Source organism: Flavivirga amylovorans (assembly GCF_030540875.1).
Taxonomy (GTDB): domain Bacteria; phylum Bacteroidota; class Bacteroidia; order Flavobacteriales; family Flavobacteriaceae; genus Flavivirga; species Flavivirga amylovorans.
The window spans coordinates 722,531-735,294 of record NZ_JAUOEM010000002.1 but is presented as its reverse complement, the minus strand read 5'-3'; the positions used below and the strand labels follow the sequence as shown (position 1 = coordinate 735,294).

Genomic DNA, 12,764 nt, shown 5'->3' with positions numbered 1-12,764 from the left:
ATGGCAATCTATAACCTAATACCTATTCCATATTCTATCGCTTCTGCTTTTGCACCATGCGATTTTAGCGTTAAAGCACCATACCACTTTTCTCCAAAATAGCGTTTCAAACCTATTCTAAAATATGTACGTCCTTCAAAATCAAATGGGTAATACACATAATACCCTAACTGTGAGATGACTGATATTTTATTGATAAATAATTCATGTCCAGCAAAAACACTTGCCCTTTTATAATCTTCATTTCCAGATAAATTGTCTTCTGGAAAAGCAACCGATCTATAATAAATATACTCTTTTAAAAAATTTGAAAAGGAAATATCGGCTCCAAATTGAAATGCGCTTTTCACATTGATACGCTTGTCTGCGTAAGCGGAAAAAACATAAAAAGGGAATTGCCCACTACCAACAATATCACTTTGATTAATACCAGTTCTAAATACTATATTATATTTTATAGGCTCTGTAAATTTACGGTCATTCTCATCTAATGTATATTGAAATTCTGGGGCTTCATCATCTAAACTATAGGTCACCCCGACATTTAAAGCAATAACATTTATGCTTGTATTGGGTGCTTTTGTATTTCCATTAGAGTAATGAATAAGTGACACTCCAGCTTGTAAACCGAACTTATCTATAATACGCTCCTTTTTGTAGTTAAGCATGACATAGACAGAACCAAGTATTTTAGAACCAAAGGCTATATTTCTAAAATTGTCTACTTTATCATAAGGATTATTTGCATAAGCTAGACCTTGGCCTACACGAAACATCAAATTCCGTTTTAAAAAGTAAAAATTGTAATGTGCGTATAACGAAGCAACGTTACCTAAATCTTCATTTTTTAGATCTTGATATATAAAAGACGCACCATGATCTGGATAGTTGTAGCGCTGTTCCCAATCTTTAAACCCATAGTTTTTTTTATTCCAACTTAAAATAAAACCTTCAGGATGCCCTTTTATTAAATGCAGAATATCTTTATTGTGTAACGCAATGTTTCCTTTAAGGTAATTAACATCGATATAAGATGTATGCTTCTTTTCTTGTGAGAAAGATACACTAAGAACTGCACAAAAAATACAGACTAAAAATAACCTCATTAATAGATTAATAGATTTGTTTGAAGAGCAAAAATAACAGAATTATCAAAATAACTGTGATGCAATAGCTTTTATATTATCACTCTTACCCATAGAGTAATAATGAAGCACTGGGACACCTGCTTTTTTAAGTTCTTCCGATTGTTTTATAGCCCATTCTACCCCCACTTGCCTTACCTGCTTATTGTCTTTGCACTTTTCAACTTCATCAATTAAATCTTCTGGTAAATCTATTTTAAAGACTTGAGGCAGCACTTGTAAATGACGTTTAACAGCTAAAGGTTTTATACCCGGAATTATGGGAACATTAATACCTGCCTTTTTAGCTTGATCTACAAAATCAAAGTATTTTTTATTATCAAAAAACATTTGTGTTACGACATAATCTGCTCCAGCATCTACTTTTTCTTTAAGGCGTCTTAAATCTGCTTGTAAAGAAGGTGCTTCCATATGCTTTTCAGGATAACCAGCAACACCAATGCAAAAATCAGATTTATGATCTGACTCTATAACCTCATGCAAATACTTTCCGCAATTCAAATTCTGAATTTGTGTCACTAAATCTGTTGCATAGTGATTCCCTCCTTTTGAAGGTTCAAAATATTTTTGATGACTCATGGCATCACCACGTAATGCCATCACATTATCAATACCTAAATAATGACAATCGACCAACAAATATTCCGTTTCTTCTTTTGTGAAGCCCCCGCATAATACATGTGGCACTGTATCTACATTATATTTGTGTTTTATAGCAGCACAGATACCAACAGTTCCCGGACGCATACGCGTTATTTTCCTATCTAATAACCCATCACCTTTATCAATATATATGTATTGTTCCCTAGAGGTTGTTACATCAATAAATGGTGGATTAAACTCCATTAAAGGATCTATATTATTATACAATTCCTGAATATTTCTACCTTTTTGCGGCGGAATAATTTCAAAGGAAAATAATGTTTTTCCGTTAGCTTTTTTTATGTGATCTGTTACTTTCATAAGCCTCCCCAACCCCTCCTTCGGATGGGCTTTTAATGGGCATATTTTAATTTTTAAATTCTTTTATAAATTCTTAAGTTCTTTCTTTACCTCATTTGTTCCTCCCCTTTGGGGAGGCTAGGAGGGGCTTTTACTCCTCAGCAAGATTAGGATGCAACCACTTTCGAGCTTTATCTTTTTCAATACCTTTTCTATTAGCATAATCGGTTACCTGATCATCTGTAATTTTCCCTAAACCAAAATATTTAGCTTCTGGATTTCCAAAGTAATATCCTGAAACCGCTGCTGCTGGCCACATGGCTAAACTTTCTGTTAATGTCACTCCAATAAGTTTTTCTACATCTAATAACTCCCAAATCGTTTCTTTTTCTAAATGATCTGGGCATGCTGGATAACCTGGTGCCGGACGAATCCCTTTATAGGTTTCTTTTATTAATTCTTCATTAGATAAATCTTCATTTGATGCATAACCCCAATGTTTTACTCTCACTTGCTTGTGTAAATATTCTGCAAATGCTTCTGCAAACCTATCTGCAATGGCTTGTGCCATTATAGAATTATAATCATCTTCTTTTTCTTTGTAATAAGTTGCTAATTCTTGTGCTCCAAAAATACCAACGCAAAATGCCCCCATATAATCCGTTTTACCTGTTTCCTTTGGAGCAATAAAATCGGACAGGGCAATATTTGGAATGCCATCTCTTTTCTTTAATTGTTGACGCAAGGTTCTAAATACTGCAATCTCACGGCCTTTTTTCTGAATAGAAATATCATCATCATTAATAGTATTAGCTTCAAACAAACCAAATACAGCTTTTGGTTTTAATAACTGTTTTGCAACAATTTGCTTAATCATTTCTTGGGCATCCTCATATAATTGGGTAGCCTGTTCACCCACAACCTCATCAGTTAATATCTCAGGAAATTTACCATGTAAATCCCATGAAATAAAGAACGGTTTCCAATCTATGTATGGCAACAATTCTTTTAAACTTAGTTGTTTTAATTTTTGAATTCCTAGCTCATTAGGTTTTACAATGTTAGACGTTTCCCAGTCTATGCTATATTTTTTAGTTCGGGCTTCTTCTATGGATATATATGATTTCTCTTTGCCTCGTTTCAAAAACTTTTCACGAAATTCATCATAATCCTTTTTAAGTTTTGCAACATATGCATTAGACGTTTTCTTATTCAATAAGTCTCCAACAACAGTTACCGCTCTGGAGGCATCATTTACATGCACCACAGCATTCTTGTATTGAGGATCAATTTTAACTGCGGTATGTGCCTTCGATGTTGTTGCGCCTCCTATAAGTAATGGTACCGAAAAATTCTGGCGTTCCATTTCTTTAGCTAAGTACACCATTTCATCTAAAGACGGTGTAATTAAACCTGATAATCCAATAGCATCTACATTATGCTCTTTAGCTTCTGAGATTATCTTTTCTGGCGGCACCATAACTCCCAGATCAACTATTTCATAATTATTACAGCCAAGAACAACGCTTACTATATTTTTTCCAATATCGTGTACATCACCTTTTACGGTTGCCATCAAGACTTTTCCTAAGGCTTGTTGTTTTTCGCCTTTTTCAGCTTCAATAAACGGGTTTAAATAAGCCACAGCTTTTTTCATTACTCTTGCCGATTTAACTACTTGCGGCAAAAACATTTTTCCAGCTCCAAACAAATCACCAACCACATTCATTCCAATCATTAAATGACCTTCAATCACATCTATAGGCTTTTCAGCTTCTTGCCTTGCTAGTTCAACATCTTCAATAATAAAGGCATCAATTCCTTTTACTAAGGCATGTGTAATACGTTCCTGAAGTGAATTTTCTCTCCATGATAAATCTACAGTCTTTTCTACTTTAGACCCTTTAACAGTTTCAGCAAAATCCAATAAACGCTCAGTAGCATCCTCTCTTCTATCTAGAATAACATCTTCAACGTGTTCTAATAAATCTTTAGGAATATCATCGTATACCTCTAAAAGTGCTGGGTTTACAATTCCCATATTCATACCTGCCTGAATCGCATAGTATAGGAATACTGAGTGCATCGCTTCACGAACACCATCATTACCTCTAAAAGAAAATGATACATTACTCACCCCTCCACTAACACTTGCATTTGGTAAGTTTTCGCGTACCCAACGTGTTGCTTCTATAAAGTCAATAGCATTTTTACGATGCTCTTCCATTCCTGTTGCTACAGGAAAAATATTTAAATCGAAAATGATATCCTCCGATGGGAAGCCAACTTTATTTACCAGAACATCATAAGATCGCTTAGATATTTCAATACGTCTCTCGTAGTTATCGGCTTGTCCTACCTCATCAAAAGCCATTACAATAACGGCTGCTCCATATCGTTTAATCTGTTTTGCTTCCCAGATAAACTTTTCTTCACCCTCTTTTAAAGAAATAGAGTTTACAACACATTTACCTTGTACCACCTGAAGTCCTGCCTCAATGATTTCCCATTTAGAACTGTCTATCATGATAGGAACCCGGCAAATATCTGGCTCGGCAGCAATTAAATTTAAAAAGCGAACCATGGATTCTTTTCCATCAATAAGACCATCGTCCATATTGATGTCTATTATTTGTGCGCCTCCATCTACTTGATGACGTGCAACATCTAATGCCTCATCAAATTTTTCTTCTTTTATTAATCTTAAAAACTTACGCGACCCTGCAACATTAGTACGTTCTCCAACATTAATAAAATTACTGTTTTCGTTAAGGACTAGTGGTTCTAATCCTGATAAACGCATGTATTTTTCTTGAATCTTGCTCATTATTTATAATGTTCTACTATTGGGAATGGTTCGTAAAAATGATGTAATAAAGCTTTCCATTTTTGATATTCATTCGATTTTCTGAACCCTACTTCATGGTCTTCAATCGTTTCCCAATTCACTAATAATATATATTTATCTTCTTGTTCGACACACTTTTTTAATTCGTGGGATATATATCCTTTCATTGATGAAATAATATTCTTAGCCTCACTAAAAGCTTTTTCAAAATCTGTTGAAAGTCCTTTTTTAATATTTAGTATGGCTACTTCTAGTATCATATTTTATTTACTTAGCGAGACCTGTCAGGTTTTAAAAACCTGACAGGTCTATTTTATAAGGTTTCTGTTTTCTCAGAAATAACAGTCCTTGGCTTGTACTTAGCAGCTAAGTCTGCAATGACTTTAATATGTTCTGGGCTTGTACCACAACAGCCTCCAATAATGTTTATTAAATTCTTTTTTAAATATTCTTCTATCTGTGCGCCCATTTCTTCTGGTGTTTCGTCATATTCTCCAAAAGCATTTGGTAAACCTGCATTGGGATGTGCCGATATTGCAAAATCTGTTTTAGAAGCAATTGCCTCTAAATGTGGTTGCAATAAATTAGCCCCTAAAGCACAATTAAAGCCAACTGATAATAGTGGAATATGTGATACAGAAATTAAAAATGCCTCAGCCGTTTGTCCAGAAAGTGTTCTTCCTGATGCATCTGTAATCGTACCACTAAGCATAATAGGGATATCAATATTGCGTTCGTCTTTAACTTCTTCTATAGCAAACAACGCCGCTTTAGCATTTAAGGTATCAAAAACCGTTTCTACCAATAATAAATCGGATCCTCCGTCAATAAGAGCTTCCACTTGTTGTTTATAAGCTATGCGCAATTCATCAAATGTAACGGCTCTATAACCAGGGTCATTAACATCTGGAGACATACTTGCTGTACGATTTGTTGGACCGATTGATCCAGCTACAAAACGTGGTTTGTGAGGTTCTTTTGCTGTGAACGCATCGGCAACCTCTTTGGCAATCTTTGCAGATTGGTAATTAAGCTCGTATACCAAATCTTCCATTTGATAATCTGCCATAGCGATTGTTGTTCCGGAAAAGGTATTGGTTTCTACGATATCTGCACCTACTTCAAAATATTTAGCATGTATTTCTTTAATAGCTTGTGGCTGTGTAATAGACAGCAAGTCATTATTACCTTGCAATGGTGTTGGGTAATCCTTAAATCGATCTCCTCTAAAATCGGCTTCGGTAAATTTATAAGCTTGTAACATCGTACCCATAGCACCATCCAGCACTAAAATACGTTCTTGTAAAGCTTGTTGTATATTCGACATTTTGATATTTTTTATTCTATATCATATGTCATCAAGAAAAGTAAAGGAAACACTTTTCGTTATCTTTCTAATATTTCTAAACATTAGTAGAATTTAGCACCTTCTTTAAAGTTAAAGGGTTGCCAAGGCTTCAACGGGTCTATTCCCTCTGCCTTTCTTGATAACATTAATACATTTATGAACTGGGGACAAAAATAACAACTATATTTTTCTTATCCTTATAATTTTATTAAAAATTGTATTATTCGAACAATGGTGACGACAAATACCGATCACCTCTATCACAAATAATAGCAACTATAACACCTTTGTCAATAGTTTTTGCAATTTCTAAAGCACAATAAACAGCGCCTCCACTACTCATTCCTGCAAAAAGACCTTCTTCTTTGGCTAAACGTTGGGTCGTTACTTTAGCATTTTCTTCATTAACATCCACTACGACATCCACCTTAGAACGATCAAAAAACTTAGGGACATAATCTGGTGACCATTTTCTAATCCCTGGTATTCTAGCACCATCTGCCGGTTGCGCTCCTACAATGGTTATATTTTTATTTTTTTCTTTTAGAAAAGTTGACGTCCCCATAATGGTCCCAGTTGTTCCCATCGCAGATACAAAATGCGTAATTTCTCCTTCTGTATCTCTCCAAACTTCTGGTCCGGTCGTTTTATAATGTGCTTTCCAATTATCGTTATTTTCAAACTGATTTAAAAGCGTAAATCCTTTTTCATCTCTCAATTTAAACGCCAAATCCCTAGAGCCTTCAATACCTACATCTGCAGGCGTTAAAATAACCTCAGCGCCATAAGCTCGCATTGTTTTAACACGTTCTTCGGTAGAATTCTCTGGCATGATTAGTACCATATTCAACCCTAATAACTGCGCAATAAATGCTAGAGCAATGCCTGTATTCCCGCTAGTAGCTTCAACTAAGGTTCCTCCTTTTTCAATATCACCTCGTTTTAATGCTTCATTAATCATATTAAAAGCGGCACGATCTTTTACACTTCCTCCTGGGTTATTTCCTTCGAGCTTAAAAAACAATCGAACGTTTTTATTTTCAATAATATGACTTGCTTCTACAATTGGCGTATTTCCAATTTGATCAAGGATTCTTTTACCGTATGCCATTCTTTTTGGGTCTGATTTTAATTTCAGTTTGATAGGTCACTAATGAATCTTCTGGAACGGATTGTGTAATCCAAACGTTGGCTCCAATAGTTGAATTCGCTCCAATAATAATATCACCACCTAAAATAGTAGCATTTGCGTAAATAGTTACATTATCTTCTATGGTAGGATGCCTTTTTGTCGATGCCAGACTTTTTGCCACTTGAATACCACCCAAGGTTACCCCTTGGTATATTTTAACATGTTTACCTATAATAGAAGATTCTCCTATTACAATCCCTGTACCGTGATCTATATAAAACGAGTCACTTATAGTAGCACCTGGGTGAATATCGATTCCTGTAATACCATGAATGTATTCACTCATCATTCTAGGTAAAATATACACACCAAGGTTATACAAGGCATGACTTAACCTATAAATAGATATGGCATGAAAACCTGGATACGCTAAATATATTTCTTCCAAGCAATGAGATGCCGGATCATTATTCTCAAATGCAATAGCATCCAGGTCTAACGTTTTTCTAATTTCCGGAAGCTCCCCTTTAAAGCTTTTCCATAATGTTTCGCCATTTTCTATTTCTAATGACGACACTATTTTAAGAAATGTTTTCTCTAAATAATCACCATGAATCTCTTCTTGTTCGCAATCAAATAGCGAATAAAACAGTCGTTTTGTGAATGTTTTAACCGTATCTTTTAGGCAAACGTTATAGCTTTTCATGTATTAAATATATTTCTAATTAATAGCTTGGACTACTGCTTTTGGTGCTTCTTTACGAGTTCCATCAAAACCATCAATACCACTAACGGTTGTATATTTTAATACATATTTTTTACCTGGATTGATAATTCTATATGCTGCTTGACACATTAACGTCGCTTCATGAAAACCACAAAGAATTAATTTTAATTTCTCAGGGTACGTATTTACATCACCTATAGCAAAAATACCAGGAATATTTGTTTGGTAGTTTAAGGAATTATCAACTTTTATAGCATTCTTTTCTATATCTAACCCCCAATTCCCTATAGGTCCTAATTTAGGAGATAAACCAAATAGAGGAATAAAGTGATCGGTATCTATTTTAGTCGTTTCACCGTCTTTAACCACAGAAACTGCTTCTATTTTTCCATCACCATGAAGTTCCTTAACCTCAGCTGGTGTGATTAATTTTATTTTATTTAGAAGTGTTAATTCTCTAACTTTTTCTACAGAATCTAAAGCGCCTCTAAACTCGTTTCTTCGATGAATTAATGTTACTTCTGAAGCCACATCGGTTAAAAAAATACTCCAATCTAAAGCAGAATCCCCACCTCCAGAAATCACTACTTTTTTATCTCTATAAAATTCAGGATCTTTTATAATGTATTCAACACCTTTATCCTCATAATCTGCAATACCTTCAATAGCTGGTTTTCTAGGCTCAAAAGACCCAAGCCCTCCTGCTATAGCAACTACAAGTGCATGATGTTGTGTGCCTTTGTTTGTTGTAACAATAAAAGAGCCATCTTCTTGTTTTTCTATAGTTTCTGCACGCTCACCTAATGTAAATCCAGGCTCGAATTGCTTCCCTTGCTCTAAAAGGTTTTTTGTTAAATCTCCTGCTAAAATTTCTGGAAATCCAGGAATATCATAAATAGGTTTTTTTGGATAAATCTCAGAACATTGCCCACCCGGTTGTGGTAGTGCATCAATTAAGTGACACTTAAGTTTTAATAAACCTGCTTCAAAAACCGTAAATAATCCAGTTGGACCTGCACCTATTATAAGTATATCTGTTTTAATCATATTATGATTCTTTTTTTGAAATTAATCCTTTGGTAAATTCATTAAGCGTTTCTACTTTTTGCTCGAAATCACCTTTTATTGTTTTTCTATATTCATTTAAATTCTTAACCAAATCGTCTACATTTTCTGGAATGACATCCTCAAAAAACTGACGTAATCTTTTGGCTGTTGTTGGCGACTTTCCATTTGTTGAAATCGCTACTTTCACATGACCTTTTGTTACGATACCTCCCATATAAAAATCACAATATGGCGGATTATCTGCAACGTTAACTAATTTGGCCTCTGCTCTACAATCTTTCCAAACGTCTATATTTACTTCGGGAACATCGGTCGTAGCTACAACAATATGCTTTCCGTTTAAATAACTTTTATTATATGTATCCTCAACCAAGGCAACATCACCTTTCTTTGCTAGCGTTATAGTACCGTCTCTAAACATAGGTGATACCATGGTAACCTTCGCATCAGGGCTAGACTTTAATAAAAAAGTTAATTTTTCTTCAGCCACAAAACCACCACCTACAATAAGTACATGTAAGTTTTTTGTCTTTAAAAAAATAGGATATAAATTATTCCTTTCTTCCATACTTAATCAGGCTATATACTATTAACTTCTTTATAAATAGAGGTTAATACAGCACGTTCTTTAACAACATCGCCAATAACAATAATAGCTGGGTTTGTTAATTGTTTTTCAGCTACAATATCGCTAATGGTTTCAATAGTACCAATACCAACATTTTCATCGTCTCTGGTGCCATTTTGAATAATAGCAATAGATGTGTTTTGTTTGTTTTCCTCTGAAAAAATACGAACTATTTCGGTCAACTTACCCATTCCCATCAAAATTACTACAGTCGCTGTTGATTTTGCAGCTAAAGCAACGTCTGATGATAATTGGTGATTTTTAGTTGTACCCGTAATAACCCAAAAACTTTCTGAAGCGTTTCGTTTGGTTAAAGGGATCCCTTGATATGCTGGGACTGCAAGGGCCGATGATATTCCAGGAACCACAAAGGTTTCTAACCCAAACTGTCTTACATAATCAATCTCTTCTGCGCCTCTTCCAAATATAAATGGATCGCCACCTTTCAGTCTCACTACATGACCATGGCTTTTAGCTTTACTAACTATAAGCTCATTTATTTGTTCTTGCTGAAAAGCATAACAACCTTTACGTTTCCCCACAAAAATGAGTTCTGCCTCGCTTGAAGCGTATTCTAATAAGGCTTCATTTATAAGAGCATCGTACAGAATAACATCTGCAGATTCTATAGATTTTATCGCTTTAAGCGTTATTAAATCCACATCGCCTGGTCCAGCTCCTACGACCGTTAAACGCCCCCTAACCCCCGAAGGGGGAAAAGAATTCTCTATATCTTTATTTTCGTTTTTTTTACTCATCTTTATAAAAACCTCTGTAAAAAAGATTCTTTATTACATTTAGAATGACACTTCCTAAACAGCTTTTTTCTGAAGTTTCTCAGTTTCAGTTTCTCTGAATGTTCTTACTTTATCTAAAAATAAGTTTGCATTCTCGATATACTTTGCAGCAAACTCTTCTGTTGGTGCAAATTTATTAATTTGATATATCAATTCTGAAAAAGATGTTCCTAAATCTATATTTCCACTTGTAACAAATAATTCGTCAAACTGACTCACGATACCTGCATGCGTATTTGTTTTCTTGTTTTCTGCTAATAGCAACGCTTTCGCGGAATTAACTAGAGAACTATATGCATGATAAATAGCACTTGAATACACTTTGTTATCAAAGGATTTTTTTGCATTATCAATCTTTTCTTCACTTTCTAAAAATAATGTCGCAATTAAATCGATAACAACACCTGCACATTCTCCAATACCAATTTCCTTAACATATTTCTCTTCTTCTCCCCAATCGATAAAGTCTTCTTGAGTTAAATTAGTAACGTCTTGAAGATCGTTTAAGAAATCATAAAAATACTTTTCTCCTTTTTCTTTATAGTATTCTACAAATTGCTTTCCATTGGCATTTGCTTCAAAATCGTTTAAAATACGTCTTAAAGCTTCTGGACCTCTTTTACTTGGAACCTTAACCACCTTATCTGCAAATACACCACTACCATCTCCTAAATTACCTCCACCTAATAATACTTGTAATGCTGGTGCTACTAATTTGTCTGGTGTACGAACAGACATCCCCTGGAAACCAATATTTGCCATATTGTGTTGTCCACAAGCATTCATACATCCACTAATTTTAATAACTAGATCTTCATTACTTAGGTACTGCGGGTATTCTGATTTGATAACACGCTCCAATTCATCTGCAATTCCTGTGCTACTTGCAATTCCTAAATTACAAGTATCTGTTCCTGGACATGCTGTAATATCTACTGCTTTGTTATAACCCGCTTCTACAAATCCTAATTTTTCTAATTCGTTATAAAAAAATGGTACTAATGCTTCTTTTACAAAAGGAATAACAATATTTTGACGTAATGATAGTCTTATTTCTCCAGCTGCATATTTTTCAACTAGATCTGCTAACAATCTTGCTTTATCTGTATAAAAATCTCCTAAAAGTACTTTGATGCCTATCGCTACATAACCATCCTGCTTTTGAGGAATCAGATTCGTTGACTTCCAAGTTTCAAAAGCTTTTTGGTCTTTTATTTCAACTTGTGGAATCTCACTTATTTCCACTGGTATTGAAGCTTCATACACATCTGCATCAATAGCAACCGATTTAAACTCAATTGCATTTTGCTCCTCTTCAACTAATGCCTTAAAAGCCTCTAATCCGATATCTTTTATTAAAAATTTCATACGTGCTTTGGCGCGGCTTTTACGCTCACCATGACGATCAAAAATCCTTAAAACACCTTCCATTACGGGAATGATCTTATCTGTTTCTAAAAAATCATATAATACATCTGCATGTCGTGGCTGGGAACCTAGTCCCCCTCCAAGCATCACTTTAAATCCACGTACACCATTTTCAATCTTAGCAATAAAACCTAAATCATGCATGTATGACAACCCAGTGTCTTCATCTGAAGAAGAGAAAGACACTTTGAACTTACGTCCCATTTCCTGACAGATAGGGTTTCTTAAGAACGCACGAAATAAAGCATCTGCATAAGGCGATACATCAAATGGTTCGTTAACATCAATCCCTGCCGTTTCAGAAGCCGTTACATTTCTAACCGTATTACCACAAGCCTCTCTCAAAGTAACATCATCACGTTCTAATTCAGCCCAAAGTTCTGGTGTTCTGTTTAAATCAACATAGTGAATTTGAATATCCTGACGTGTTGTAATGTGTAAACGTCCACGAGAATACTCATCAGATACTTCCGAAATTCTTCGCAATTGATTACTCTTAACTTTTCCGTAAGGCAATTTAATACGAATCATTTGTACACCCTCTTGGCGTTGACCATAAACACCTCTTGCTAAACGAAGACTTCTAAACTTTTCTTCGTCTATTTTACCATTATGAAAAAGCTCGATTTTATTCGCTAATTCTATAATGTCGTTTTCGACAATTGGATTTTCTATTTCTGTTCTAAAACTTTGCATTTTTC

General features: G+C 34.8%; 11 protein-coding genes and 1 riboswitch. All 11 genes read right to left on the bottom strand.

Features of this window, described 5'->3' with window-relative positions:
• Nucleotides 1-8: 8 nt before the first annotated feature.
• Entirely contained in the window at nucleotides 9-1,106 is a 1,098-nt protein-coding gene (locus Q4Q39_RS08460) for an acyloxyacyl hydrolase (RefSeq protein WP_303281975.1), read from the bottom strand.
• A gap of 45 nt (nucleotides 1,107-1,151) precedes the next feature.
• A complete protein-coding gene (metF, locus tag Q4Q39_RS08455; protein ID WP_303281974.1) occupies nucleotides 1,152-2,108 on the bottom strand; it encodes a methylenetetrahydrofolate reductase [NAD(P)H] in 957 nt (318 codons plus the stop codon).
• A 130-nt stretch (nucleotides 2,109-2,238) separates the two neighbouring features.
• On the bottom strand, nucleotides 2,239-4,914 hold the full coding sequence (metH, locus tag Q4Q39_RS08450) for a methionine synthase (RefSeq protein ID WP_303281973.1): 2,676 nt from the start codon (nucleotides 4,912-4,914) through the stop codon (nucleotides 2,239-2,241).
• On the bottom strand, nucleotides 4,914-5,195 hold the full coding sequence (locus Q4Q39_RS08445; RefSeq protein ID WP_303281972.1) for an antibiotic biosynthesis monooxygenase family protein: 282 nt from the start codon (nucleotides 5,193-5,195) through the stop codon (nucleotides 4,914-4,916). Before Q4Q39_RS08445 ends, metH begins: the two co-directional genes overlap by 1 nt.
• Nucleotides 5,196-5,248: 53 nt before the next feature.
• On the bottom strand, nucleotides 5,249-6,262 hold the full coding sequence (locus Q4Q39_RS08440) for a homocysteine S-methyltransferase family protein (RefSeq protein WP_303281971.1): 1,014 nt from the start codon (nucleotides 6,260-6,262) through the stop codon (nucleotides 5,249-5,251).
• 56 nt (nucleotides 6,263-6,318) lie between these two features.
• A riboswitch (SAM riboswitch) is annotated at nucleotides 6,319-6,429 on the bottom strand.
• A 74-nt stretch (nucleotides 6,430-6,503) separates the two neighbouring features.
• Complete coding sequence (gene cysM, locus Q4Q39_RS08435) at nucleotides 6,504-7,394, bottom strand: cysteine synthase CysM (protein WP_303281970.1); 891 nt, start codon at nucleotides 7,392-7,394, stop codon at nucleotides 6,504-6,506.
• Complete coding sequence (gene epsC / locus Q4Q39_RS08430) at nucleotides 7,381-8,121, bottom strand: serine O-acetyltransferase EpsC (RefSeq protein ID WP_303281969.1); 741 nt, start codon at nucleotides 8,119-8,121, stop codon at nucleotides 7,381-7,383. The genes cysM and epsC overlap by 14 nt, the downstream gene beginning before the upstream one ends.
• 15 nt (nucleotides 8,122-8,136) lie before the next feature.
• Complete coding sequence (locus Q4Q39_RS08425) at nucleotides 8,137-9,189, bottom strand: NAD(P)/FAD-dependent oxidoreductase (protein WP_303281968.1); 1,053 nt, start codon at nucleotides 9,187-9,189, stop codon at nucleotides 8,137-8,139.
• Nucleotide 9,190: 1 nt separating this feature from the next.
• Nucleotides 9,191-9,778, bottom strand: coding sequence for a precorrin-2 dehydrogenase/sirohydrochlorin ferrochelatase family protein (locus Q4Q39_RS08420; RefSeq protein ID WP_303281967.1), 588 nt, complete (start codon nucleotides 9,776-9,778; stop codon nucleotides 9,191-9,193).
• 11 nt (nucleotides 9,779-9,789) lie between these two features.
• Nucleotides 9,790-10,596: a uroporphyrinogen-III C-methyltransferase gene (gene cobA / locus Q4Q39_RS08415; RefSeq protein WP_303281966.1), complete on the bottom strand. Its 807-nt coding sequence runs from the start codon at nucleotides 10,594-10,596 to the stop codon at nucleotides 9,790-9,792.
• A gap of 54 nt (nucleotides 10,597-10,650) precedes the next feature.
• Nucleotides 10,651-12,759 carry a ferredoxin-like domain-containing protein gene (locus Q4Q39_RS08410; RefSeq protein ID WP_303281965.1) on the bottom strand — a complete coding sequence of 703 codons (2,109 nt, stop codon included), beginning with the start codon at nucleotides 12,757-12,759 and terminating at the stop codon, nucleotides 10,651-10,653.
• Nucleotides 12,760-12,764 lie beyond the last annotated feature (5 nt).